Source organism: Leeia speluncae (genome assembly GCF_020564625.1).
Classification (GTDB): domain Bacteria; phylum Pseudomonadota; class Gammaproteobacteria; order Burkholderiales; family Leeiaceae; genus Leeia; species Leeia speluncae.
Genome location: NZ_JAJBZT010000001.1, coordinates 81,836 through 108,011, shown reverse-complemented (window position 1 = coordinate 108,011; position 26,176 = coordinate 81,836). Strand labels below are relative to the sequence as shown.

The 26,176-nt window shown below is 45.6% G+C and carries 24 protein-coding genes; 9 read left to right on the top strand and 15 right to left on the bottom strand.

Annotation, left to right across the window (positions count from 1 at the left end; all coding sequences use genetic code 11):
* The first annotated feature begins 300 nt into the window (after positions 1 to 300).
* The 3 genes from LIN78_RS00470 to LIN78_RS00460 all read left to right on the top strand — a co-directional run bounded on the left by LIN78_RS00470 (position 301) and on the right by LIN78_RS00460 (position 3,481).
* The gene (locus LIN78_RS00470) at positions 301 to 1,917 is read left to right on the top strand and encodes a methyl-accepting chemotaxis protein (RefSeq protein ID WP_227177402.1); all 1,617 of its coding nucleotides are present in this window, start codon (positions 301 to 303) and stop codon (positions 1,915 to 1,917) included.
* A gap of 247 nt (positions 1,918 to 2,164) precedes the next feature.
* Positions 2,165 to 2,740, top strand: a complete 576-nt coding sequence (locus LIN78_RS00465; protein WP_227177400.1) for a flavodoxin family protein — start codon at positions 2,165 to 2,167, stop codon at positions 2,738 to 2,740.
* A 144-nt stretch (positions 2,741 to 2,884) separates the two neighbouring features.
* Positions 2,885 to 3,481 carry an outer membrane protein gene (locus tag LIN78_RS00460; protein ID WP_227177398.1) on the top strand — a complete coding sequence of 199 codons (597 nt, stop codon included), beginning with the start codon at positions 2,885 to 2,887 and terminating at the stop codon, positions 3,479 to 3,481.
* Positions 3,482 to 3,562: 81 nt separating this feature from the next.
* On the opposite strand, the gene LIN78_RS00455 is transcribed toward LIN78_RS00460, so the two are convergent.
* Positions 3,563 to 4,465 carry a class I SAM-dependent methyltransferase gene (locus LIN78_RS00455; RefSeq protein ID WP_227177396.1) on the bottom strand — a complete coding sequence of 301 codons (903 nt, stop codon included), beginning with the start codon at positions 4,463 to 4,465 and terminating at the stop codon, positions 3,563 to 3,565.
* Positions 4,466 to 4,590: 125 nt separating this feature from the next.
* On the opposite strand from LIN78_RS00455, the gene LIN78_RS00450 reads away from it, so the two are divergent.
* Both LIN78_RS00450 and LIN78_RS00445 read left to right on the top strand, forming a co-directional pair.
* The gene (locus LIN78_RS00450) at positions 4,591 to 4,959 is read left to right on the top strand and encodes a VOC family protein (protein WP_227177394.1); all 369 of its coding nucleotides are present in this window, start codon (positions 4,591 to 4,593) and stop codon (positions 4,957 to 4,959) included.
* Between the two features lie 19 nt (positions 4,960 to 4,978).
* On the top strand, positions 4,979 to 5,464 hold the full coding sequence (locus LIN78_RS00445; RefSeq protein WP_227177393.1) for an EVE domain-containing protein: 486 nt from the start codon (positions 4,979 to 4,981) through the stop codon (positions 5,462 to 5,464).
* On the opposite strand, the gene LIN78_RS00440 is transcribed toward LIN78_RS00445, so the two are convergent.
* Positions 5,415 to 5,990, bottom strand: coding sequence for a flavin reductase family protein (locus tag LIN78_RS00440; RefSeq protein WP_227177391.1), 576 nt, complete (start codon positions 5,988 to 5,990; stop codon positions 5,415 to 5,417). The two genes, LIN78_RS00445 and LIN78_RS00440, sit on opposite strands and share 50 nt — an antisense overlap.
* Positions 5,991 to 6,106: 116 nt before the next feature.
* Here LIN78_RS00440 and LIN78_RS00435 point away from each other — a divergent pair, with 116 nt between their 5' ends.
* The gene (locus LIN78_RS00435) at positions 6,107 to 7,486 is read left to right on the top strand and encodes a DUF945 family protein (protein WP_227177389.1); all 1,380 of its coding nucleotides are present in this window, start codon (positions 6,107 to 6,109) and stop codon (positions 7,484 to 7,486) included.
* A 62-nt stretch (positions 7,487 to 7,548) separates the two neighbouring features.
* Here the strand turns inward: LIN78_RS00435 and LIN78_RS00430 are convergent, their stop codons facing one another.
* From LIN78_RS00430 to LIN78_RS00420, 3 genes are all read right to left on the bottom strand, one after another.
* Positions 7,549 to 8,136, bottom strand: coding sequence for a DUF1415 domain-containing protein (locus LIN78_RS00430; RefSeq protein WP_227177387.1), 588 nt, complete (start codon positions 8,134 to 8,136; stop codon positions 7,549 to 7,551).
* A gap of 74 nt (positions 8,137 to 8,210) precedes the next feature.
* A complete protein-coding gene (locus tag LIN78_RS00425) occupies positions 8,211 to 9,308 on the bottom strand; it encodes a PAS domain-containing sensor histidine kinase (RefSeq protein WP_227177385.1) in 1,098 nt (365 codons plus the stop codon).
* A gap of 92 nt (positions 9,309 to 9,400) precedes the next feature.
* The gene (locus tag LIN78_RS00420; protein ID WP_227177383.1) at positions 9,401 to 10,345 is read right to left on the bottom strand and encodes a GlxA family transcriptional regulator; all 945 of its coding nucleotides are present in this window, start codon (positions 10,343 to 10,345) and stop codon (positions 9,401 to 9,403) included.
* Positions 10,346 to 10,468: 123 nt separating this feature from the next.
* On the opposite strand from LIN78_RS00420, the gene LIN78_RS00415 reads away from it, so the two are divergent.
* Both LIN78_RS00415 and LIN78_RS00410 read left to right on the top strand, forming a co-directional pair.
* Positions 10,469 to 10,990: a cysteine hydrolase family protein gene (locus LIN78_RS00415; RefSeq protein WP_227177381.1), complete on the top strand. Its 522-nt coding sequence runs from the start codon at positions 10,469 to 10,471 to the stop codon at positions 10,988 to 10,990.
* A gap of 74 nt (positions 10,991 to 11,064) precedes the next feature.
* Entirely contained in the window at positions 11,065 to 11,700 is a 636-nt protein-coding gene (locus tag LIN78_RS00410) for a glutathione S-transferase (RefSeq protein WP_227177379.1), read from the top strand.
* A 5-nt stretch (positions 11,701 to 11,705) separates the two neighbouring features.
* On the opposite strand, the gene LIN78_RS00405 is transcribed toward LIN78_RS00410, so the two are convergent.
* Together LIN78_RS00405 and LIN78_RS00400 are read right to left on the bottom strand one after the other, a co-directional pair.
* Positions 11,706 to 12,707 carry a threonine dehydratase gene (locus LIN78_RS00405; protein ID WP_227177377.1) on the bottom strand — a complete coding sequence of 334 codons (1,002 nt, stop codon included), beginning with the start codon at positions 12,705 to 12,707 and terminating at the stop codon, positions 11,706 to 11,708.
* A 135-nt stretch (positions 12,708 to 12,842) separates the two neighbouring features.
* Entirely contained in the window at positions 12,843 to 14,471 is a 1,629-nt protein-coding gene (locus LIN78_RS00400; protein WP_227177375.1) for a methyl-accepting chemotaxis protein, read from the bottom strand.
* 211 nt (positions 14,472 to 14,682) lie between these two features.
* On the opposite strand from LIN78_RS00400, the gene LIN78_RS00395 reads away from it, so the two are divergent.
* Positions 14,683 to 16,041 carry an aminotransferase-like domain-containing protein gene (locus tag LIN78_RS00395; RefSeq protein ID WP_227177373.1) on the top strand — a complete coding sequence of 453 codons (1,359 nt, stop codon included), beginning with the start codon at positions 14,683 to 14,685 and terminating at the stop codon, positions 16,039 to 16,041.
* 85 nt (positions 16,042 to 16,126) lie between these two features.
* Here LIN78_RS00395 and pnp read toward each other — a convergent pair whose 3' ends face one another.
* The 8 genes from pnp to LIN78_RS00355 all read right to left on the bottom strand — a co-directional run bounded on the left by pnp (position 16,127) and on the right by LIN78_RS00355 (position 26,015).
* Complete coding sequence (pnp, locus tag LIN78_RS00390) at positions 16,127 to 18,271, bottom strand: polyribonucleotide nucleotidyltransferase (protein ID WP_227177371.1); 2,145 nt, start codon at positions 18,269 to 18,271, stop codon at positions 16,127 to 16,129.
* A gap of 272 nt (positions 18,272 to 18,543) precedes the next feature.
* Entirely contained in the window at positions 18,544 to 18,813 is a 270-nt protein-coding gene (rpsO, locus tag LIN78_RS00385; protein WP_227177369.1) for a 30S ribosomal protein S15, read from the bottom strand.
* An 85-nt stretch (positions 18,814 to 18,898) separates the two neighbouring features.
* The gene (gene truB, locus LIN78_RS00380) at positions 18,899 to 19,777 is read right to left on the bottom strand and encodes a tRNA pseudouridine(55) synthase TruB (RefSeq protein WP_227177368.1); all 879 of its coding nucleotides are present in this window, start codon (positions 19,775 to 19,777) and stop codon (positions 18,899 to 18,901) included.
* Between the two features lie 5 nt (positions 19,778 to 19,782).
* Complete coding sequence (gene rbfA / locus LIN78_RS00375) at positions 19,783 to 20,148, bottom strand: 30S ribosome-binding factor RbfA (RefSeq protein ID WP_227177366.1); 366 nt, start codon at positions 20,146 to 20,148, stop codon at positions 19,783 to 19,785.
* A 95-nt stretch (positions 20,149 to 20,243) separates the two neighbouring features.
* Entirely contained in the window at positions 20,244 to 23,093 is a 2,850-nt protein-coding gene (infB, locus tag LIN78_RS00370) for a translation initiation factor IF-2 (protein WP_227177364.1), read from the bottom strand.
* A gap of 25 nt (positions 23,094 to 23,118) precedes the next feature.
* Positions 23,119 to 24,597: a transcription termination factor NusA gene (nusA, locus tag LIN78_RS00365; protein ID WP_227177362.1), complete on the bottom strand. Its 1,479-nt coding sequence runs from the start codon at positions 24,595 to 24,597 to the stop codon at positions 23,119 to 23,121.
* Between the two features lie 111 nt (positions 24,598 to 24,708).
* On the bottom strand, positions 24,709 to 25,146 hold the full coding sequence (gene rimP, locus LIN78_RS00360) for a ribosome maturation factor RimP (protein ID WP_227177360.1): 438 nt from the start codon (positions 25,144 to 25,146) through the stop codon (positions 24,709 to 24,711).
* A 113-nt stretch (positions 25,147 to 25,259) separates the two neighbouring features.
* The gene (locus LIN78_RS00355; RefSeq protein WP_227177359.1) at positions 25,260 to 26,015 is read right to left on the bottom strand and encodes a metallophosphoesterase family protein; all 756 of its coding nucleotides are present in this window, start codon (positions 26,013 to 26,015) and stop codon (positions 25,260 to 25,262) included.
* Positions 26,016 to 26,176 lie beyond the last annotated feature (161 nt).

Genomic DNA, 26,176 nt, shown 5'->3' with positions numbered 1-26,176 from the left:
TTTTTAGCGATATTGCCTAACGAGATCACTCTAGTTAGTGCGAAAAAAAGCCCCTCATTAGCAGGGGCTTTTCTTTTTATATATCAATTAAATACCAATTTCATCCAAATTATTTTTGGATTGCAAACTCATATTTACAAATTCATTACATAGTTTTAATTATCTATCTAATAGAGTTTGCGCCACATCAACCCTTTTGAATTGTCAATTACCTATACTCCATTTCGGTCAAATTGCTTACAGAACACATGATGAGTAATTGGCCCTATTTGATCAGATGGTATGTGAAAGGTTGTTGGGATGAGCATTTCAAAGAAACTACTTACTTTAGTCATTACTGTACTCGTCGTCATGGCGGGGATTGGCAGCATGACGGTTTGGCAAGTGGAAGCAGGAAAACAAGTCACGGCAATGCTTCACGAAGAAACCATGCCAGAGCTAGAGACCATTGGCAATATTCGATATGAGTTTGTTAAATTAAGAATGTTGGCCTATAGGCACTTATCCGTTCAAGATGTCCAATTAAAAGAAGAAGTAGAAAAGAATATGGGTGAGGTAAAAGCCTCTTTAAAAACCCATTTTGAAGAATATAAAAAAATGGCTAAAGACCCGGAGGGTCTGAAAAGACTTGCGGTAACTGAAACTGCCCTTATCCAAGAATATTTCCCTGTCTATGACAAAGTAACTTCTTTATCACATGCAGGAGATATGGATGGCGCAATGAAATACGTCAATGAGGTTTTCCCTGCATTAGGGAAAAAAGTGGAATCTAGCCTTAGCGATTTAGTGAAATATGATAATGATCGTGCGGATAATTATGTTGAGCAAGCATTACAGAAAGCTAGTTCTGCAGAGATTGCGGTGATTGTGATTATTGTCCTACTCGTTTTAGTTTTCGCTGGCTGGGGAATTTGGTTGTACAAAAGTATCACAGGCCCGCTGAACTTAATGAAAGAGGCCATTAGCCATATTGTAAGTAATCTTGACTTCCGCAATCGAATTCCTGTTCAAAGCAATGATGAAACAGGCCAAACAATTACCGCATTTAATAGCCTAATTACTAAACTGCAATCTAGTTTCCGAGAAATTAAAGATCACACAGAAACCGTCGCCGCAGCGTCTTACCAAATGGCCGCAGCGGCAGAGCAAGTCTCAACTAGCTCGATGCAACAAAGTGATGCAGCCTCTGCAATGGCAGCAAGCATGGAAGAAATGGCCGTATCCATTCAGCAAGTTGGCGACCGAGCTTCAGATGCAAACCAATTAGCGACAGAGAGTGGTAACGTTGCGAAAGCGGGTGAAACCGTGATTCTGCAAACGGTTGGGGATATTAATAATATCTCCATCGTCGTGAAATCTGCGGCTGGTCATATCGAAGAACTTCAGGCGGCAAGTAACAATATTTCAAGCGTTATCTCTGTTATCCGGGAAGTGGCAGATCAAACCAACCTACTCGCTTTAAATGCAGCAATTGAGGCTGCACGCGCAGGTGAGCAAGGCCGTGGCTTTGCCGTAGTTGCCGATGAAGTGCGTAAACTAGCAGAACGAACTGCGGGCGCCACCCAAGAAATTAGCAAAACGATCCAATCAATGCACCAAACCGCGCAAGAAGCAGTAGGCAGCATGCACGATGCGGTGAATAAGGTAGATCAGGGCGTAACGCGGGCAAAAGAAGCCAATCAAACCATCGCAACGATCGAAGAAAGCAGCCAACAGACCGTGCGTAATGTAGAAGACATTGCTTCAGCCATCCGTGAACAAAGCGCAGCAAGTAATAGCATTGCTCAGCAAGTTGAACGTATTGCGCAAATGACAGAAGAAAACCACGCGGCGGCAGAAGAGACCAACGATGCGGCAGGCTCATTGCATCAGCTAGCTTCAGAATTAAAAACAATTACCGCACAGTATCAAGTCTAGCAATATAGCGATCGTATGACTGAATCAGAGCCAGCCCAATATCGGCTGGCTTTTTTCATTTTTGGCGAAAGCTAGAGCAAAAAAGTATGTCAGTTTTTTTGAAGAGTCTAATCAAAAATCCTTCATCATCCATTTGATTTCCTAGTGCATACTGATAGGTAGAAATGCGCTATTCAATCGGTATTTGTCTACCGTTGGATTCCCTTACCCAAAGAAACATATCTATCAATCGCATAGGAGCTCACACATGGCAAATATCGCCGTTGTTTATCATAGTGGTTATGGTCATACCGCTAAACAAGCAGAAGCAGTTCAAAAAGGCGCAGCAGGCATTGCAGGCAGTCATGTAGATCTCATTGCGATTGATGCGGAAGGCAATATTGCAGAATCGGCATGGCAAGTGTTGGATGCTGCGGATGCCATTATTTTTGGCTCTCCAACTTATATGGGGAATGTAAGCTGGCAGTTTAAGAAATTTATGGATGCCTCTTCTAAGGCTTGGTTTGTACAAAAATGGAAAGATAAAATTTCTGCGGGCTTTACCAACTCTGCCTCATTGAATGGCGATAAATTAGCCACTATTCACACGCTTTTCACGCTATCGATGCAACACGGCATGATCTGGGTTGGCACTGGCCAAATGCCATCTAATACCAAAGCGGCACAACGTAATGACATTAACTGGTTAGGATCATTTAGTGGTGCGATGGCGCAGTCACCAGCTGACTCCACCCCAGAAGAAGGCCCACTGCCAGGCGACTTAGAAACTGCCGAGCAGTTTGGTGCACGTGTAGCCGGAGTAGCCGCTAGACTACGTGGTTAATTCGTCTGCGTAGCTAACAAAAAATGGCGCATTGATTGCGCCATTTTTATTAACACAATCGCATATTTATTTGACATTTATTTACATATCATTAATATAACGCCTTTCTTTCGTTATGCAATTGGCTTATAAGGCGTTATTCGTATGAAATGGTTGTTTGGTATTACTTCTTTCCTTTTGGCTTCAGCTGCAATGGCAGAACCGTTTGTTGGCCCATCTGTTAGCGTTGGCATTGGCTCTTCTAGCAACTCTGTTCACTACTCTGGCTTTGTGAATGCAGACGCCAAGAAAAATAGCACCGCTTCTGACGTTGCCTTTAACTATGGCATCGGTACAGACAGTAACTGGGTGATTGGTGTGGGTGGTAGCATAGACCTAAGCAAACGCAAATTTGGCACTGTTAGCTATCAGTCATCTGGTACACAAACTGTTGATGCCAAAATGAAGCAACATTACTCTGTATTTGTGACACCAGGTTACAAAGTACAGCCAAACCTACTGGTATACGGAAAGCTAGCGTATCACTGGGGCAAAGGCGAATACCGTGACTCGGCAACAGATACAGGCACACGCTCTCATCATGGCACGGGTATTGGGGTTGGCGTAAGCTATGCCCTAGATAATGGCATCGAGCTTGGTGGTGAAATCCAGCAAATTCGCTTTAGCGCGGAAACGGCTCACTCAACAACAGGCAAACCAAAAACAACAGAAGCGATGTTCCGTATCGGGTACCGTTTCTAAGTCATCTCCAGTTATTGAAATGACTTAAACTAAGTAGTGCAAACACCCCACTCCCTGGTGCTTGCACTACATTTTTTCTTTTTAGCTAGATGACTTTGCTCGACGCAATGCCTTAGCAGCCAATACCGCAGCACCAGCTTCTTCTCTATCTTCTTTCATTGCCGCAACCACTTCTGCCTCGGTCACTTCGGTAAAGCGGCCAGGAAATTCGCTCTGCGGGCGCACCCACACGTAAGGTTCAAATGGCCATACATGGGCATATACCACCAGCGCATTTTCATCATCAGCATCACGCCCAATTCCTAAGCGACGATAATACCCACCATCTAAGTGACGAATATACCCTTCGCCTGCCATTGGGGTTGGCCAACCCACTAGCGGTTTCTGAGCAACCACTTGTAGTACGCGTGAATTCCCCGTATGGAAAGTACCTTCGACAACAGAGCGCTCAATCTCGGCAAAATGTACCAACTCTAAGCCATTTAACCAACGTCTTACATCGTCTGGCTCGTATAGCATATCGCTATCTTTTGGGCCGCCAGTACCATAAGCCAATTGACGAGGGGTATACACCTCCATCACAAAGTAGCCACCAGGCTTCAGTGCGTTGACGATACTTGGTAATACTTTGGCTGAAAGCGCTGAAGGTAAATGGCAAAAAATAGAAACAACACCATCCCATGTATTTTCTTCAAAGGTATAGGTATTTAGATCTTGTTGCATCACGGTAATTTGCTGACCACGGTCGGCTGCTAACTTTGCGATTTTTGCAGCGCCTTCAGAAGAAGCTTCAATCGCATGCATTTGAATACCTGCACCCGCTAAAAAGCTAGCATTACGCCCCTCCCCTTCACCAATACTTAACACCTTACTATTAGCAGGGAATCGATGCGCTTGGCTTTTTAAGAAATCATTTGGCTCTGTACCATAGACATATTCCGTCGCAGAAAAACGTGCATTCCAAAATTCACCAGCATCAGACATATGCGCTCCTATCAGGTAACTGCGTTTTCAATTATTTTTGGCATGACAGCAAACACTACTGACAGGTTTTGTCAGTGGGCTTGAATACACTAGGTGCTCATCAAAACGAAACCGGAGCACATGTGATGTTTAACTTAAATTTTACCATTCTCTATGTAGAAGATGCGCTTACTAGCGCAAAACTGTATGCAAAGCTATTTGGATTTCAACCCGTAGAAGCGTCCGCTGGCTTTTGCCTTTTTCACTTTGAGAATGGTAATAAGTTAGGGTTATGGTCAAAACATACCGTCGTGCCGGCAACCACATTAGTTGATGGCGTAGAGCTTGCTTTCCCTTGTCTAGACGAAACGACACTCAATGAAGCCGTCAAGTTAACTGCTTCACTAGGTTTAGCGATCACCCAACCGCTAACAGCCATGGAGTTTGGCAAAACCTTTGTCGTGACTGATCCTGATGGACATCGCCTCAGATTCTTTGTGCCATCGGCAAACTAGAAAGAAAAGGTATACGCCCATGAGTACAAATTACTGGATTGGCGTGGTAAGCGAATTTCACGTGGAAAGAGGGGTTGACGGTGGATTTGCCCAGTTGTGCCATGGGAAAGTTGCCGCATTAAAGCGGATGAAAAAAGGTGATGGGCTAATTTACTATTCTCCCAAAACCGACTTACACAATGGCGTTGCCTTGCAACAATTTACCGCCATCGGCCGTGTGGTCTCAGATATCCCTTATCAAGTAACGATGGCGCCAGATTTCTTTCCTTTTCGACATGACATCGAGTTTTACCCCTGTCAAAAAACTTCTATCCTGCCATTAATCGATCGTTTGTCGTTTATTCCTGATAAAAGAAGATGGGGATACCCATTCCGTTTTGGGCATATCGCCGTGCCTGCCGCGGATTTTTTCTTCATTGCGCATGCCATGCAAGCAGACTATCCAAATTTAGACGCTAATCTGGACTATCCAACCCAGATGACACCTCAATTGCCTCTCCTGTAACAAAGAAATGGCCACCAGCCACATAGTGAAGGGTCTTCAAGGACTCATCTTTGAAGTCCCAATGGCCATTTTCAAATGCCAGATCATCCGCCCAAGCCGCAATCACTTCCCCAATAAATAAATCATAGGTTTGCTGGTTATGCGGTTCAGAAATGACTCGGCAGTGAAGCCATGCGGCACAATCTTTCAATAAAGGAATCCGGCTATCGGTTTCTGCTTCTTTTTGTATATCAAAGCTTGTCCACTTGTTGATTTCTTTACCAGAGGTAGAACCTACTTGAAGCGTTAATTTGGCTAATTGCTTTGAAGGAATATTTAGCACGAACTCACCGGTTTTCTCGATCAACTGGCGAGTATGTGTTTGTTTATCTAATACAACAGCTACTTTTGCAGGTTCAAAATCTAATGCCATTGCCCAGGCGGCCGCCATCACGTTTTGTTCTTGTTCATCGGCAGCAGAAACCAAGGTAACCGGGCCATGGTTTAACAATCGATAAGACTTTGCTAATGGAACAGATACTTTCATTACATTTCCCTATTTATTGATTTGCCATGAAAAAAGGCCGCGCAACAATCGCGCAAAAAATGAAAAAGTCATACAATATAGACTTCAATTATTCTTATCGCCCCAGCGGAGTTCACGTGCGCCCTCGTTACATTGCGTTTAGCCTAATGGCTGCCTTTTCTACTTCATCACCCGCGTTTGCCGATACCACCGTATCAGATGAAACCAACCAAGTGATTCAACGTATTCAAGAAGAACAGCGCTCACTTGTCGGTCAATTGGTGAGTTTAAACCATGGCAAAATGGTAGAAGCAAGTGACAAGGGGTTTAAAGACTCGGTTAGCTTACAACTAAATATGCCGTGTAATCTAGATCGTGCACTGTGCCAATACGCCAAGCCTTACGAAATAGAATTTGCCAATCAGATTGCTAAATTGCCTGATGGTTCTGTCAAAGTGACTAGCACGCCACTACTGAATGCCGCGCAACGCTTGGTTGCAGCGATGTTCTGGAAAAAGGGTGACCCAATCACGCTAGAACACCTATTGAGAGCAGATGGTAGTATTTACTCCACACTCTCAGTACAAGCCTTTACTTTTAAAGAGAAGAAAGACAGCGTCAATGCAGCACCACTGGTGCTTCACTTTGATACCACGGCAGACAAAGCAAGTCGTCAATTTAATGTGGGCTTGGATTTAGTCAAAGTCGTTAGCAAAACGATGTCTGGTCAACTAAAAGGCTTCAAAACCCAAGGCACGCTCGACCTTACGCATAAAGAGCTAGGCTATGGTAAAGCATCAGGTTCATTAGCCGCATTTGAAGTGAAAGATGCTAATCGCTACTACCCTGTACAATTTAGAATGTTAAATGTGCTTGGCAGTAGTCAGAGTGGCGCTAACCCAGAAGCCGGCTTTACTGATAGCAGTGCAGACTTAAGCATTCAATCGATTCGTGTTAACAAAGTCAATCTGAAGAACTTCCACTTTGCGATTTCTCTACGCCACATTGATAACTCGATTGTTGAGCTGCTTAACCGTTTCAATAAGCATGAGAAACAACAAAAACTCAGCGCGATTGATGAGCCTGGTAGCATCGCGTTTGGTGAGTTGGACGAACTATTAGATAAGCTTCCAAGTTACGTTAACACCCATCCTGAATTAGAAATTTCAGACCTCAGCGTAAACCTAGGGCAAGGGATATTCAAATTTACCGGTAAAGTGGGGCTTGGCGATGCAGATGCCACATTAAAGCCAGCAGAAGCTGCTCAACAAGCAGTAATTGCGACAGCCGAGTTTTCTGTACCAAGAAAAGCTGTAATTGGTTTTGTCACGCAAGTGATCAACTCACAAAAAAGCATGACCGCAAGTACACGCAAATCTGAAATCAAGAATTTGAATGATCAGATTAATAGTTTCACCAAAATGGGCTGGTTAGTCGAAGAAAAAGGCATTCTAAAATCGGCCGTTCGCTTTGAGAAAAATTCACTCACTATCAATGGTGTGAAGCAAGGCAAATAAACACATTGCGCCTCACAAAAGAAAATCCCCGTTAGTAATAACGGGGATTTTTTATATCTTGTTTAAAAACCTTTTGGTAAATCGACCTTTTCGCCTCGTAATACTGCTTCGCAACCCGATCTTCCCAATGCTTCCATTAAAGCAATATTGCGATCAAAAATCACCGCGGGGTCAGGGAAGGCTTCTGCTGCTTTTTCAATACTACTTTCACGAATCAAATGCAAAGTAGGATACGGAGAACGGTTGGTGTAGTTACTTAAATCTTCTAGCTCGGTGCCATCAAATTGATAATCCGGATGGAAATTCGCTACTTGGATTTTACCTTCTAGGCCATGCTCATCCACGGCTTCTTCTGCAATCGCTACTACATCATTAAATGTGAGGAAGTCTGCCAATAAGGTTGGATGAATCAAGAGCGTCGTATCGGTTTCCTGCGGATCTACCTCGGCCAAATGCAGCAATTCGCGGTCAAGATCTTCTAGGAATGCATCTAGGTGCTTCGCTTCGCTCACCACAATACGTACTTGATTCTTCACATAGACAGCTTTGGCAAACGGGCAAAGGTTTAAACCGATGACGGCATTTTCAAGCCATTTTTGAGTGGCAACTAATACTTCTTCGGCCGTTGGCTTTGCTAGCGATTGAGACATTATTTTTTCCGATTATTCACAACAAGACAATATGCAATTGTATAACGGAATGAGTATGTACTAGGTAGATTCGATCAATGACTAGCAGGCTCATCGACCAAAACAGGTATGCTTAACCAAAAAACACTACCTTGAGGCACTAACGCTTTGTAGCCAATATTTCCCCCCATCATCGACATTAGATGTTTGCTCTGGGCGAGACCTAATCCGACGCCGCCAAAACGTCTATCCATGGCATGTGGGCCTTGGCTAAACGGGGTAAATAGATTTTTTTGCATCTCTGGGTGAACGCCCATCCCCGTATCTTCTACTTCAATAAACAACAGTGCTCTTGGCCTCACCATTTCTTTAATCGTCACTTTTACATGGACATGGCCTTCTTTTGTAAACTTGATAGCGTTATCGATCAAGGACGCTAGCACCTTTTCTAAATGCAAGCGGTAGGCTTTTAGCGTGGGGGGAAGTTGATTATGAAAGATAATTTGGTAATCTAAATTCTTTACAACCGCTTTTTGGTAGTCTTTGGTATGCAACTGGTGAAAGAATGCTTGCGAATCAATCTCTTCTACGCCTAAATCGACCGAGCTCGTATCAACAGAAGAAAAAGACAAAACTTCTTCCACAAGGCCTTGGAGTTTTTGCGTCGCCTCTTCTTGCTTATTCAGGTAGTTCATCACTTTTTCACTAACATGCTCTTTGCGCATGAGTGTTTGTAAGGCGGTAATGTGATGAAGCGGCGTTCGTAGTTCATGACTAATCACACTCAGAAAAATATGCTTCGCTTTTTCTGCTTGCCGCCGATCCGAGACATCTAACACCACCCCAATGACGGCTGGTGCATTGTTAAATTCAATATTTCGACCATGCACTTCCACGTCTATCCGTTCGCCACCTTTTTTCAAAGCAGTAAACGTATAGCGCATTTCTGGGATCATGCCAGCAGTTCTCAAGCGAACATTTTCTTGTACACGCTCCAAACTTTCGGGCGCAACCAAATCTTTGACTAATAGTTGGGAAACTACTTCAGCGGGAGAAGAGAAACCAAAGATGTCCGCAAACCCTTGATTTACATAGGGAAAACGACCATCTTGAATCACATAAATCCCCGCAAGGGATTGATTCAACAGCATGCTTAGCACTTCTTGCGGAAGTGTCATCAGATCGTTCTGCACGGCTGTCTCCAGAGAAACAAAAGGATGCAACAAATCACAAATGAATTACTTCATCATAGGAAAATTTAGCAGATTTTCAAGTGATCGGTAGACTACACAAAGGTTTTTCTCCACGCGATGGGAGATACCCCAAATTGATTTGAAAAATGGTATCGATACGTTACCGAGGTGTTAAACCCTGCTTGGAGCGCGATTTGCTCAATCGTTAATGAAGTGGTTTCCAATAAGCGCTGGCTATAAAACAGCCGCTCGTCTAACAACCAATCACCAAATGATTTTCCCGTTCGTTGCTTAAATTGGCGCGTAAACGTTCTTCGACTCATTAGTGCTTTATCTGCGGTTTGGTCAATTGAATAATCTGCGGCTAAGTTAGTACGAATCTCTTCCATGAGATCATCTAACCGCCCATTACGTTTGGAGGTTGGAATCGGCTGCACAATGTATTGCGCCTGACCGCCTTGCCGATGCGGCGGCACCACTAGCGAGCGCGCCACCTGATTCGCCACTTCCGCACCATGCTGCTCTCGAATCATCGACAAACAGCAATCCAAACCCGCTGCCGTTCCGGCAGACGTCATACACTGACCGGCCTTTATGTAGAGAACATCTGCTGCTAATCGAATCGCTGGAAACCTTGCAGCAAAATCTCCTGCAAACGCCCAATGCGTGGTGGCAGATTGCCCATCCAATAACCCTGTTGCAGCTAGCACATACGCCCCAAGGCAAAGCCCAATAATCTGAGCATTCCGCTGATGTGCGGAAAGGATGGCTTCCACTAAGGCCGCTGAGGGCGTAATCGAAACATCTTCATGCCAGCTTGGAATGATGACGATATCTGCAGTTGAAAATAGCGTTAAGTCATGGGTAATTTCAATCGAAAAACCGGCATTTGTTTTTAACAGCCCTTTTCGCTCTGCGCATACGCTCACTTCATAGTGAGTATCGCCTATTTCTCGGCCTGAAAATGTAATGGCAGGCACAGACAAATGAAAAGGGCTAATCCCTTCAAAGGCAAAGATAGCAATCTGCTTTTTCATCTGAAAGCCTTCTAATTAGATGGCCCAATCTTATCACTTATTGTCATTTAGGCCACTCACCTATTCACTAAGTCACGATGCAAAATGACTACATCCATTCACAAACAACCAAGGAGACTCATCATGACTTCATCTACCGCTTTGCTAGTGATCGACATCCAAAACGATTATTTTGAAAATGGCGCCTTTCCGCTTTGGGCGCCCAATGCCGCCCTTAGCAATACCTTATTAGCAATTGAAGAAGCCAAGCAAGCAGCCATGCCGGTCATCCTTATCCAGCATATTTGCGACCCAAGCTCGCCAGCACCATTTTTTAATGCGGGCACAGAAGGTGTCGCCATTCACCCCGCTATTTTGGCATCCGTTCCGGACGCCCCTATCGTCATCAAGCAGCATGCAGATAGCTTTATTGAAACCACCTTACAAGCAACGCTCGTCAACTTAGGCATCAACAAACTCCTCCTCACAGGCATGATGACGCATAACTGCATTGCTTTTACTGCGCTATCTAACATGGCGAGTGATTACTCAATTGAAGTTTTGGGGGATTGTTGTGCAAGTGTGAGTGAAATGGTGCATCTCATCGCATTAAATGCACTAAAAGATAGGGTGACGGTGCGGAAGTTACCGCTGCTTACAAAATAAAAAGAAGAACAAAACAAAGCAGAAATGAAAAATCTGCTATCTTTCTGCTTTGTTTTCTTTTGTAGCAGGCCCAAATGAATTTTCCGGTTTTATATTCCTACCGTCGATGCCCCTACGCCATGCGCGCTCGCATGGCATTGAAGTCAGCCAACATGACAGTAGAAGTAAGGGAAATTAGCCTACGCGCCAAACCTGCCCCTATGTTAGAAAAGTCCCCAAAGGGAACGGTCCCTGTATTGGTGTTAGCTAACGGGCAGGTTATCGAGCAAAGCTTAGAAATCATGCATTGGGCCATTTCCCAATCAGCCGATTTAGCATGGTACCCGTCATCGTTACGGGCACAAATTGACTCACTCATTGCGACCAATGATGGAGAGTTTAAAGCGTCACTCGATCGCTATAAATACCCAGAGCGTTATCCGGATTTGCCTCAAACCACACATAGAGAAATGGGAGAGATCTTTTTAACAGCGTTAGAAACATGCCTAAGCAGCAATCTCTTTCTACTTGCAGAGACACCTACGTTGGCTGACTTTGCCATTTTTCCATTTATCCGGCAGTTTGCTAAAGTAGACCCGGTATGGTTTGAAGCAGCAAATTACCCACAATTACGGGCGTGGTTAAGTGCAATGCAAAACCAGCCCGTATTTGATGCAGTCATGCAGAAATATCCAACGTGGACAGAATCTCAATCTCCCACTATGCTGTAGCTGTATCAAGCCAGCACATGTTCGTCCAAACCAATAGAGACAGGGGCATTTAAGATTTCACCTAATACGGGTAAATCAATATTGCCCCCCGTCATCAAGATAGCGATAGGGCCAACACCATCTAGACGATTAGCTTGAAGGTCTTGCATGGCAGCAGCCATGGATGCGGCCCCTGCCCCTTCAGCCAAATGATGCGTCATTTCTGCCAAGGTTCGAATCGCCATTTTAACTTCATCATCAGTTACTTCAACGACACGCGATAACCCTTTGCGTAATACCGCAACCGCATTCGCGTCTGGACTACGACATGCCAACCCATCAGCCAGCTGCGTAGTCACCTCCATTGGTATACAGTCCCCTGTTTCAAACGCTCTAGCATACGCCGGGGCATGCGCAGAAGTTACCCCAACAATGTCGACATGATGTCCTAAAGCCGCTTTGGCATAACACACACCTGCCGCGCCAGAGCCCATACCAATAGGCACATAAATACGTGCCAAATCAGGTGCAGCGCGCATTAACTCTAAGGCATAGCTGGCCACCCCCATGACTAAATCTGGATGGAACGAAGGCACCAACACACCGCCTTCGGTTTGAGCGATATGGGCAGCAGCTTCTCGTGCGGCTTGAAAATCCGCTCCAATCACGCGCAAATCCGCACCAAGCGCACGCATCGCCCGGTTTTTAGACTCACTATTCCCTTCTGGTACAACAATCGTCACCGGCAAACCATACTTGGCCGCCGCAAAAGCAATCGACTGTCCATGATTGCCTCTGGTGGCAGACACTAAGCGTGCAGTTGGTTGTTGCGCAGCTAAATTTTTTACATACACCAAACCACCCCGCATTTTAAACGCGCCTAATGGAGTGACGTTTTCATGCTTCACCCAAACCGTACGCCCAAATAGTTGGCTTAGTTGCTGCCATGTATATTGTGGCGTAGCGGGCATTGATTCATACACAATGCTCGCAGCCACTTCTAATTGCGCTAAGGTTGGCCATTGCATGATTATCTCCTTCTGTTTGGGTGAACTAAGTATCCCGCACATAAAATCGATAATGTCTGCATGACAATTTTGCCGACACAAAAGAAAAAGGCCTTGTCTCTCAACAAGGCCTTTCATTCAGTGATCCATCGTCAGCTAGACTTTAAACACACTCACCGAAGATGCTAGCTGATTCGCCACCGCAGCCATGTCATCTACTTGTGAAGAAGCGGCAGCGACGGTTGATGCATTTTCATCCGACATTCTCGCCACTTCTTCCATCGACATTGCAATTGCAGTCGCCGCTTGTTTTTGTTCTCGTACAGAAGCGGCAATATCGTCTACACCCGCATTGGCTTGTTCAACTGCATCACGCGAAGCAGCCAACGTTTCTGACACTTTCACAACGGCAACAGAACCTGCTGCCATCGCTTCACGGCCTTTTTCAATCACCTCTGCCACGCGGGTAGATTGCTTCGCCAGTTCTTGTGTCACTTCATCAATACTACTTGCAGATAGCGCAGACTTTTCTGCCAGCCTTCTAACCTCGTCCGCCACCACGGCAAATCCACGGCCTTGTTCACCCGCCCTCGCCGCCTCAATCGCCGCATTTAAGGCTAGCAAATTGGTTTGATCAGCGATCTCTCTCACTTGCTGCGTCATGGCGGTAATTTCACGCGTACTCACCACAAATGATTGCACCGCAGAAGCAATATCCGTCACACTATTTTCAACAGAAGTAATTTGCGCGGTCAATTCCACCAAGCGATTGCTGCCTTCTTGCGTTGCCTGCAAGCTCTTGCCAGATAATGCGCGCAAATCATCCGCAGCATCGGCGACATTGCTCATACTATCGGTAATTTGCTCCACCGCAGCAGCCGTTGCTGCTGTGGCTTCCACTTGCGATGTCACACGAACTTGTAAACCATGTGTTGCATCCAGTAAGCTTGCTGAAGCTTCTTTTACATCTTTTGCCCCGCCAAAAACCGTAGACACGGTTGCTGCTAAACTTTTCTTCATTTTTTGAAGCGCCAGCAACAATTGCCCAGTCTCATCCTTGCGGGTAACCAGCAACTCACCAGTCAGATCACCACTAGCGACTTTTTCTGCCACATCCACCGCATCTCGCAATGGTTGCACCACACTTTTGGTGACCACCACACCAAGCACTAAGCTCAGCACCACAGAAATAGCAGAAACAACCAAGAGCCCAGTAAATGCCGCTTGGTAGGTCGTAATTGCATGTTGCTCTGTTGCCTTTAACAAACCAGTTTGCTGCTTTTTAAGCTCAGCGTACCAAGTTTTTTGCTTTTGAATTTCAGGCCAGACAATGGTCTGAAAGACATTCGTACCTTCGCCATGAAGATAAGACTGTACCAACTTATGAATCTCTTTAAACTGTGGAACAATCTTGGCTTTGCTTTCCATCAACTTTGTCAGAATCGCCGCTTCTGCAGGTGTTTGCGTATCTTTCGCAGCCGCTTGATAAGCATTTGCATCGGCTTCAAGCTCATTAATCCCCGCTAATAAGGCTTTCAAGTTCTTATCCGTCGTCTCATTATTCATATCTGAGACAGAAGCTCTTGCAACAATGGCGAGATTCATCGTTGCTGCTTCCATTTGGCTTAGCGTACGGGCACGCTCACCAACGGCAGCTGTATCTGACATCCCAGACTTTAATATACCCAAGCTACCCAGCCCCATTCCCATCACAATCAGCAATAGCACTGCAATAGAAACAAAACTAACCGTCAACTTGGTCGAGATTTTCAGATTGGCAAACATCTGTCTCACCTTTGTAAAAAACAGTTAATGAAACAAAAACGACGTCTTTTTGCAATAATCGCCAGTCAGTTATTCACCCTACTAGGTAATTTAACGGATACGTTTTCATCTATCCTTAACCAATTTGTAGTAAAAAAAGCAAATGTCTGCATGACAATTCCTCTATAAGCGCTTCATACTGTTCATACTCTATCCATTGTGTTTATCCGCTATGTGGTTACCCGATCTCAGCACCTATTCAGGACCTCGCTATCTTGCGCTCGTCTCTGCAATTGAATTTGATATTCGAAATGGCAAACTACAACCGGGAGAACGCCTTCCGCCACAAAGATTGCTAGCCGATTTATTGGGTGTACATTTATCTACCGTCACCCGGGCTTATAAGACAGCTATTAGCCAGCATCTAGTCTATGCGGCCATGGGAAATGGCACCTTTGTTTCTCACCCAAATGCAGCACCGAAATTATTTTCCTTAGCCAAACATGAATCTACCTGGATAGATCTATCCGTTAGCACCTATCCGATTCATGCAGACGACCAAGATCTATCAGAAACCCTGCAACATCTTTGTCAAACCAGATCACTCGCCCACACCATGGCTTATCGACAATGGGATGATTGGCAACCAATCAAAGATGCTTTAGCGAATTGGTTTGAACACCAACACCAAACGGGGAAAGTAAATACAAGCGATTTAACACTATGCACAGGCGCACAGCACGCTTTAACAGAAGTACTCGCTAGTTTCGTATCCAAAGGAGAAAGTATCCTCTGCGAATCCCTTACCTACCCAGGTTTAAAAACGGTCGCTACGCAATTAGGCATTCGATTAATCGGCATTCCCATGTCTAAAACGGGGATCGACTTAATTCAACTAGAGAAGAAATTAAAACAAGGCGGTATTCGTACACTGGTGCTAATGCCAACTTTGCATAATCCGACCACCATGACGATGCCGATTGCAGAGAGAGAAGCCTTAGCTGCGCTCATTCGACGCTACCCCATCACCGTCATAGAAGAAGATGTATACGGCCCTTTTGCCAAACACCCACAACCAGCAATGGTTTCTATTTGCCCCGAAAAAGTAATCTACATTAGTGGCCTATCTAAAACAGTAGCGCCAGGCCTAAGAATTGGTGCCATTTTTGATCCAGGTAAACAATTACCATTTGGTGAAGGACATTGGCACAGCACAAGTTGGTATGTAAACCCGCTACAAGCAGATATTGCAGAAGAGTGGCTGAAGACAGGCACCGCATTAAAGCGACTACAAAAACAAAAGAAGGAAATGCATTTGCGGCATCAAATTGCGGATTCGTTTATTGGACAATCTGAAACAGATGAGCACTTTAGCCCACACCGTTGGTTACATACGCAAACCGAACAACAAAGTCACATTCTTGCTAATTTATTGCTCTCACACGGTATTCGCGTTGCTTCAGACAGGGTTTTTAGTACCACCGCTACACCCAGCCCATCCGGCATCCGTATGGCACTTGCGTCAGCCCCAGATCATGCACGCTTAAGAGAGGCGATGCAAATCATTGCAGAAGTAAGAACTCGATTATAACTCCCCTTAAACAAGTAACCGCACCAATAAAAAAAGCCACCATTGCTGGTGGCTTTCTTAGGGCTAATTTCGCAAGCGCGATCAATTAACCTTGAGCATCTTCAGCTGGCGCTGCAGGTGCTTTTTTCTCAGGAGGTGGTAACAATGCCTTCATAGACAATTTCACACGACCTTTTTCGTCGATTTCCAATACCTTAACAGTAACGGTATCGCCTTCTTTCACATAGTCAGCAACATTGTTCACGCGTTCGTGAGCAATCTGGCTGATGTGTAGCAAACCATCTTTGTTAGGAATTAGGTTAACAATCGCACCGAACTCAAGCAGTTTTACTACTGGGCCAGTATAGATTGCGCCGACTTCAACTTCAGCGGTAATTTCTTCGATACGTTTTTTCGCCAATGCAGCGCCTTCAGCACCAACAGAAGCAATCGTGATCGTACCATCTTCTTCGATATTGATCTGTGTGCCAGTTTCTTCCGTTAGCGCACGAATCACTGCACCACCTTTACCAATCACATCACGGATTTTTTCCGGATTGATCTTCATGGTGTACATACGAGGAGCGTGTTGAGACACTTCTTCGTTAGCACCAGAAACGGCTTCTTTCATCAAACCAAGAATGTGCATACGGCCAGCTTTTGCTTGGTCCAATGCCACTTTCATGATCTCTTTAGTAATACCGTTGATCTTGATGTCCATCTGAAGTGCGGTCACACCAGTATCGGTACCCGCTACTTTAAAGTCCATATCGCCTAGGTGATCTTCATCACCCAAGATATCGGTCAACACAGCAAAGCGGTTGCCTTCTTTAATCAAGCCCATTGCTACACCAGCAACGTGTGATTTTAGTGGCACACCTGCGTCCATTAGTGACAAACAACCGCCACAAACAGAAGCCATTGAAGAAGAACCGTTAGATTCAGTGATCTCAGACACAACACGCATGGTGTATGCGAAATCTTCTTGCGCTGGCAATACAGCCTTCAACGCACGTTTAGCCAAGTTGCCATGGCCAATTTCGCGGCGTTTTGGCGTACCAACACGGCCCACTTCACCGGTAGAGTACGGAGGGAAGTTGTAATGCAACATGAAACGATCTTGGTATTCGCCCATGATCGAATCAATTGTTTGTACGTCTTGTGGCGTACCTAGCGTAGCAACCACTAATGCCTGTGTTTCACCGCGAGTAAACAACACAGAACCGTGTGTACGTGGCAAGACACCAGAACGAATAGCGATTGGACGAACGGTACGTGTATCACGACCGTCGATACGTGGCTCACCAGCCAAGATCTGACCACGAACAACGCTAGCTTCTAGCGATTTGAACATGTTCTTGATCTGGTTAACACGTTCGGTGCCCATGTCTTCAGTCAGGACTTCTGCAAACACTTTTTCTTTTAATTCAGACAGGGCTTGAGAACGTTCTTGTTTGTTACGAATACGATAAGCGTTTGCAATGCCTTCTTGTGCAAGACCTGCAACGCGCGCTTCCATTTCTTCGTCAGAAGCAGCTGCTTGCCAATCCCAAAGATCTTTGCCACCTTCTTCAGCCAAGTCTAGGATTGCATTGATCGCAGCTTGCATTTGCTCGTGACCAAATACAACCGCGCCAAGCATCACATCTTCAGGCAATTCTTTTGCTTCAGACTCAACCATTAATACAGCGGTTTCAGTACCAGCAACCACTAGATCCAATGATGAATTCTTCAATTGGTCTACTGTTGGACACAATACATATTGGCCATCCACAAAACCAACACGTGCAGCACCGATAGGACCATCAAATGGCACACCAGCAATTGCCAACGCAGCAGAAGCACCCAACATTGCAGGGATATCTGGATCGATCTGTGGATCAACAGACATGACGGTCGCAACGATTTGAATATCGTTGAAGAAGCCTTCTGGGAATAACGGACGTAGAGGACGGTCGATCAAACGAGAAACTAAAATTTCTTTCTCGCTAGGACGGCCTTCACGCTTAAAGAAGCCACCAGGAATTTTACCCGCAGCGTATGTACGTTCTTGGTAATCAACGGTCAGAGGAAAGAAATCCTGACCAGGTTTGACGCTAGATGCAGCTACCACACTAACTAAAACAGCGGTGTCGCCCATGCTAGCAATCACTGCGCCAGTTGCTTGACGAGCGATTTCACCAGTTTCTAAAGTTACGGTATGTTGGCCGTACTGAAAGCTTTTTTTCACAGAGCTTAATTGTAATTTCAAAACATTTCCTTTCACACATTAAACCCGACCACAGTTCATTCTCTTTCCCCAACGCTTGATATCAATCACTAACTCATCATCAAGTGGAATCGAAAACTACGGTGTATCGGCATGCCCGAACGGCTCGCCTTGCCGAAGGAAGACTCTAAGCCTGCACGTCACCCAAATGGTGCCGGGCACGATTAGAGACTCCCTTCCCTCGATACGAATATGCCACCCAGCCCTAACATTAGCGGCGGGTGGCATACAGGCTAGCGGTCAACCGCCAGGTATTACTTACGCAGACCTAGACGTTCGATCAGAGAACGATATAGATCTAGATCTGTACGTTTTAGGTAGTCCAGCAATTTACGACGACGGCTAACCAAGCGCAACAAACCACGACGAGAGTGGTGGTCTTTTTTGTGCTCTTTGAAGTGGCCAGTCAAATCGTTGATACGAGCGGTCAACAAAGCAACTTGTACTTCTGAAGAACCGGTATCGCCATCTTTACGCTGATACTGTTTAACAACTTCTGCTTTTTGGGCTACGGTAAACGCCATTTTATTTCTCCAAGTATGGTTATCTAAGAAGATAACTAGTCAATTAAATTTTTCCGCTGCAAACAGGTTGCGTCCAAGCCCAAACTCAGGCGTTTCCCATCATGCGCGCCGGATATAACGTACCTTCACGAATTTCACCTAAACCGATGAATTTTCCTTCAGGGTTGTATACCCGTTGTTGCCCTGGTTGACCGTTATGGCGCACAGCCTGACCATGAGACAACTTAATTGATTCTGCCGCAGGCAAAATCAATTGAGGTAAATCGCCTAATAGCAGATCTACCGGTAATAGCAGCGCTTCTCGCGCGTCCATATCAAGCGCTTCAACTGCTTCAATCGTATACGAAGAAGACAAATCAAAACCACCTGTACCTGTGCGACGAAGTGCAGATAAATGCGCCCCACACCCCAACGCTTTACCAATATCCTCTGCTAGTGTTCGAATGTACGCGCCTTTAGAGCAACGCACAGCGACTTCCAGCACAGGAAGTTGGCAAGATATCAATTGTAACTCATAAATAGTAATTGTGCGCGCTTGTCTTTCAATTTCCTGACCAGCACGCGCATACTCATAAAGCGGCTTACCTTGGTGCTTAAGCGCAGAATACAGAGGAGGCACCTGAGAAATTTGCCCTAAAAACTGGCTTAATACCCGGTGAACATCTGCTTCCGTGCAGGTAACTGGCTTGATTTCCAACACCTCACCCTCTAAGTCACCAGTCGTCATGGTCTGACCTAAAGAGATAGTTGCCAAATAACCTTTGTCAGCATCTAGCCATCGCTGAGCATATTTAGTCGCCTCACCAAAGCAAATAGGCAATAATCCCGTTGCTAAAGGATCTAGTACACCTGTATGCCCTGCTTTCTGAGCCTGTAACAACCAACGCGTTTTCATCAACGCTTTGTTACTAGACCAACCATAAGGTTTATCAATCAACAAAACGCCATCAATCTTACGCTTCATGCGTATTACTCATCATCGCTATGTTGTTGATTCGCTTCAGAAATCAAACGATCCAAATGCATACCATTTTCAATCGAATGATCATAAATGAAATGCAATTCAGGCATTTTAAAAAGCTTAATGCCACGTGCCAATTCAGAGCGCAAGAATCCTTTTGCCTGCTCTAACTTTGCCGTAATTTCTACTGTTTCAGCTGCATCACCCATAAAGGTATAAAACACTTTGGCATGCGAGTAATCACGCGTTACTTCCATGTCAGTAATCGTGATTAACGATGCTTTAGGGTGATCCAACTCTGCACGAATCAATTCGGCAATATCACGCTGCAATTGTTGTGCAACGCGATCAGAACGCGAATAGTGCTTGGACATAGTTATTCCTTATCTTACAAAAACGCAAAGCTACGGGGTTAAATCCGTAGCTTTGGCGTCATTTGGTTACCGACTGCAATTGTCTATTAGGCAACTTACAGTGAACGGGCTACCTCTACCACTTCGAAGATTTCCAACATATCGCCTTCTTTCAGGTCGTTGTAATTCTTCAGTGACAGACCACACTCAAAGTTGCTCTTCACTTCTTTCACATCATCTTTGAAGCGCTTGAGCGAATCGAGTTCACCTTGGTGGATAACCACATTATTACGCAATACGCGTACGCCAGAGTTACGACGTACCGCACCATCATGCACGTAACAACCAGCAATCGTACCGACTTTAGAGATCACGAATACTTGGCGGATCTCAACCATACCGATTACTTGTTCACGTTTTTCTGGTGCCAACATGCCAGACAATGCAGATTTCACATCATCTACTGCTTGGTAAATAATGTTGTAGTAACGAATATCTACACCATTATTTTCAGCCAGACGGCGTGATTGTGCATCCGCACGTACGTTAAAGCCGATCATGACCGCACCAGAAGCAATTGCCAAGTTCACATCAGATTCACTGATTGCACCAACCGCACTGTGAATAATGTTCACTTTTACTTCTGGCGTAGACAGTTTCTGTAGTGACTGTGCCAACGCTTCGTAAGAACCTTGAACGTCTGCTTTGATGATCAACGGCAAGGTTTTCACTTCGCCTTCAGCCATCTGCTCGAACATATTTTCAAGTTTAGCTGCTTGCTGTTTAGCCAGTTTCACATCGCGGAACTTACCTTGACGGAACAAGGCAATTTCACGTGCTTTACGCTCATCCGCCAGTACCATTGCATCTTCACCAGCATTTGGCACTTCAGACAAGCCTAAGATTTCAACAGGAATCGATGGACCTGCTTCGTTAATTTGCTTACCGTTCTCATCTAGCATCGCACGGACACGGCCGTACACGCCACCAGCAAGAACGATATCGCCACGGCGTAGCGTACCGTCTGTCACCAACATTGTCGCAACAGAACCACGACCTTTATCCAAGCGGGCTTCGATAATAATACCTTTAGCTGGCGCTTCTGGAGAGGCGGTTAGCTCTAGCACCTCGGCTTGCAACAGAATCGCCTCTAGCAAGTTATCAATGCCAAGACCTGTTTTTGCAGAAACATCAACAAACATTGAGTCGCCACCCCAGTCCTCTGGCACCACTTCGTGCTGAGTCAACTCTTGGCGAATACGCTCTGCGTTTGCTTCCGCTTTATCAATCTTGTTCACCGCAACCACGATAGGTACATTAGCGGCTTTGGCATGGTGGATCGCTTCAATCGTTTGAGGCATCACACCATCATCCGCAGCAACCACCAACACAACTAAGTCAGTTACCTTCGCACCGCGAGCACGCATAGCGGTAAACGCTTCGTGACCTGGGGTATCAAGGAAGGAAATCATGCCACGTTCAGTTTCAACGTGATACGCACCGATGTGCTGAGTAATACCACCCGCCTCACCAGACGCCACTTTCGCGCGGCGAATATGGTCAAGTAGCGAAGTTTTACCATGGTCAACGTGACCCATCACTGTCACCACTGGTGCACGATGAGATTTAGCAAACTCTTGCTGGTTGCCATCAGTTGCTTCTAGCAATGACTCTGGATCATCTAGTTTAGCAGCCTTTGCCACGTGCCCCATTTCTTCTACCACAATCATGGCAGTTTCTTGGTCTAGCACCTGGTTAATCGTGACCATAGAACCCATTTTCATCATGGTCTTGATCACTTCAGCTGCTTTCACAGCCATCTTGTGAGCAAGTTCTGCCACGGTAATGGTTTCAGGCACAGCAATATCGCGTACAATTGGTTCAGTTGGCGCTTGGAATTGTTGAACATCAGCTTGGTGACGGTTTTTGCCACCCTTCTTCGTTCTCCAATCACCGGTACCACCGTCTGTCGCGCCACGAACTTTCAGACCACCACGCTTCTTACCGCCATCACCTTCACGGTCATCACGGCCACCACGTTTGTTGTCTTTCTTGTCCACCATGGCTTGCACTGCTGCAGCTGGCTTTTGTGGCGTAGCTGGTTTCGCAGGTTTCGCACCTGGTTTGGCATCTTTGTTACCTTTAGCCTGTTCAACTTTTGGCGCATTAGCGGCCTCTTGCTGAGCAGCCTGAGCACGCTTAATTCGCTCTTCGCGCTCTAGACGAGCAAGGCGATCGGCGTCTTGGCGTGCACGTAGCTCTTGCTGGCGCTTAGCTTCAGCTTCGCGGCTAGCAACTTCTTCTGGCGTCAGAATAGAATGTTTCACGTGCAGAGTTCCTTGTGGGCGAGCGCGCGTGTCTGTTTCTTCTGCAACAACCACTGGAGGCGCTTCTACCACTTCTTCAACTTGAGGCGCAACGGCTTCAACCACAGGCTCAGCTTCAACAACCGGCTCAGGGGTTGCAACAACAACCTCTTCAACTACAGGTTCAGCAGCTACTTCGACCACTTCTGGCGCAGGCTCTTCAACGGCTACAGGCACTTCAACAACTGCCTCTACAACTTCAGCTACCTCTGCAACAACCTCAGTGCTCAATTCTTCTGCCACTTCGGCGGCATCATTCAAAGCTTCTTCAGCAGCTGCTTCAACTGCAGACTCAACTACTGCTTCACGCTTTTCAAACACACGCTTTTTCTTTACTTCAACCTGAATGGTACGAGCACGGCCAGAACCATCTGATTGACGAATTTCACTCGTTTGACGACGAGTTAACGTAATTTTTTTGGATGCATCACCTGCACCGTGTTGACGGCGTAGATAATCCAGCAACCGGGATTTATCGTGCTCTGATAGTTCATCTTTAATAGATGATTTGTTGACCCCAGCCGCTTTAAGCTGATCTAGCAACAACTCTGGCTTGAGTTTTAGCTCATCAGCAAATTGTGCGACATTTGAAATTGACATACCCGCTCCCTATTTCGGAGTGCTCTTAATTAAACCAGTGCTCACGCGCCTTTAGGATCAGGGCTTTTGCCTTTTCCTCGTCAATGCCAGTAATTTCTACCAGTTCATCAACTGCCAACTCGGCCAGATCATCACGGGTTTGAATACCTTTTTCGACCAACTTGTGGGCGATATCACTATCCACGCCTTCAACTTCTTGCAAACCAACTGCACCAGCTTCTAGCTGTTCTTCGCTAGCAATGGCACGGGTTAACAATGAGTTGCGAGCACGGCTACGTAGTTCATTGACGGTTTCTTCATCAAACGCATCAATTTCAAGCATTTCAGCCAATGGCACATAGGCAACTTCTTCTAGTGTAGAGAAGCCTTCCTGCACCAGCACATCCGCCACTTCTTCATCGACATCTAGTGCTTCGATGAACAATTGGCGAATCGCAGCAAATTCTGCTTGATGTTTTTCTTCTGCCTGATCAACGGTCATGATGTTGATTTGCCAGCCAGTTAGTTCTGAAGCTAAGCGAACGTTCTGACCGCCACGACCAATCGCAATTGCTAATTGATCTTCGCTGACCACTACATCCATGCTGTGCGCTTCTTCATCCACGGCAATACGGCTAATTTCTGCAGGCGCCAAGGCGTTCACCACAAAACCAGCTGCATCGCTAGACCACAAGATAATGTCGACACGCTCACCTGCTAGCTCATTTGTTACAGCTGTAACACGGCTACCACGCATACCGATACATGTACCTTGTGGGTCAATACGTGGATCATTGCTTTTCACAGCAATCTTTGCACGTACACCAGGGTCACGAGCAGCACCTTTTAACTCGATCAGACCTTCTTCAATTTCTGGCACTTCTAATTCAAACAACTTAGTAATGAATTGAGGTGCGGTACGAGACAATTGAATTTGAGGACCGCGATTAGTACGCTCGATTTTTGCCAAGAAAGCACGAACACGGTCACCAACACGCAAGTTCTCTTTCGGGATCATTTGATCGCGAGGTAACAGTGCTTCTAGTTTACCGGCTTCAACGATGGCACCATTACGGTCCATACGCTTGATCACGCCGTTCACCAAATGCTCTTTACGTGCCAAGAAGTCTTCTAGCAACTGTTCACGTTCAGCATCACGAATGCGCTGCAAAATCACTTGCTTAGCAGTTTGCGCACCAATACGACCGAACTCGATCGCTTCTAGTGGCTCTTCAAGATAATCACCTAGTGCCAATGTTAGCTCTGGGTAATCTTCTTCAATTTCGTGCGGCATCATCTGCTTACTTGGAAATTCGAACACATCACGTTCTACAATTTCCCAGCGACGGAAGCTCTTGTATTCGCCAGTGTGGCGATCAATTTCGACACGCACGTCGATATCTTCTTCGTAGCGCTTTTTGGTTGCAGAAGCCAGCGCATATTCTAGTGCACCAAACACAACTTCTTTACCGACATTCTTTTCCCGCGCCAGCGCATCGACCAGCAACAGAATTTCACGACTCATGTCTTGCCTCCGGGCGAAATTCGCACCAATTCAATAAACAATTACCATTCTGTTCAAACACCTGTTGCACGATTCGGCAACTTGGTGTTCATCTATTTTTTTAGTATGTACTTAGAAGTCTGGTTCTAGACGTACCTTGTCAACTTGCTGCATTGGCAAATTCCAATCTTTGCCATCCACAGTCACCGTTAACACATCGTCTTTAAGACCTTGTAAGTAACCAACCACTTTTTTGTGGTTTTCTACCGCCACTCGCAACTTGACCTTAATTTTTTTGCCAGCAAACCGTTCAAAGTCTGTTGGTTTATTTAAAAGACGATCCAAGCCAGGAGAAGACACCTCTAGGCGTTCATAGCTAACGTTTTCAACTAAGAACAAATTGCTAAGGTGGTTACTTACCTTTACACAGTCGTCAATTGTCACGCCGCCTGATGAATGATCTAGGCGATCAATGAACAGTTGCATGCCACCGCGTGGCGTTGCCTGCATATCTACAAGCTCGTACCCCATTCCAGACAGGGTGCTTTCAATCAATTGACGAACGTCCATAAGGCTTTCCAGAAACGAAAAATGGGCACAAGGCCCATCGTATACAACTACGAATTTAATAACATTCAGATTATACCAGCTTTTCCAATGCTTGACAAAACCAATCTGAACTCTTAAAGAGATACCTCCTTACCAAGCACACCAAACTGAAGCGCACTTGCCCAGTCTGCTCGGCTATTTTTCAATGCCCGCTTAGCGACAGACTGATGGTCGTACGCTATTCGCACGATCTCAACCCCAACAGGAAATTCATTCAACCGAATGAGCATGTAACTTGCTCTTACATCATTACTTTCAACCCGGTGATAAACAGGATGCTCATCATCATAAGCCGGCAACCCAACACTCCCGGGATTGACAACCATTGCACCATTTAATGCCAAATGCCACGCGGGCAGATGTGTATGCCCACAGGCCACCGCCGGAAAATTCACCCCTGCCAACCGATCTAACACTTCCATTGCAGTTGCCGACACCACTTCACCGCGATCAGTCACTGAATGTAAAAAGTATTCGGTATCGCTTCTGACCGAACCATGACAACAATACAGTTTGCCCGCCAGATCAATACTTTCGGGCAAACCGGCCAGCCATTTAAAATGCACGTCTTTTAGTATATGAAAAGCATAAGCATCCGAGAGCCCTTGCTTTTCAATTGGCTGCGTCAGTAATTGACGCTCGTGATTACCTTTTAAATGCAACCAGTTTTGGCGCATCAGAAATTCTGCTGTTTCAAATGGGTACAACGGCCCCGACAATGAATCACCAAGATTCACTATCCAGTCCACCTCTCTTGTTTGAATGTCTGCAACCACCGCTTCTAGTGCAGGTAAATTGCCATGAATATCTGATAAGAGCGCAACTTGCATACACAAATCCAAACCGGCTTAATAATTGATCATAGTGGAGGTTTTGTTTACCCACCATGCTCAATCCTATATAAATCTTTACGTTCGCTGTACTTTATATCAGCAAGACTACATTACCTAAGCACAAAAGAAAAAGGGAGCACTTTTGACAGTGCTCCCAA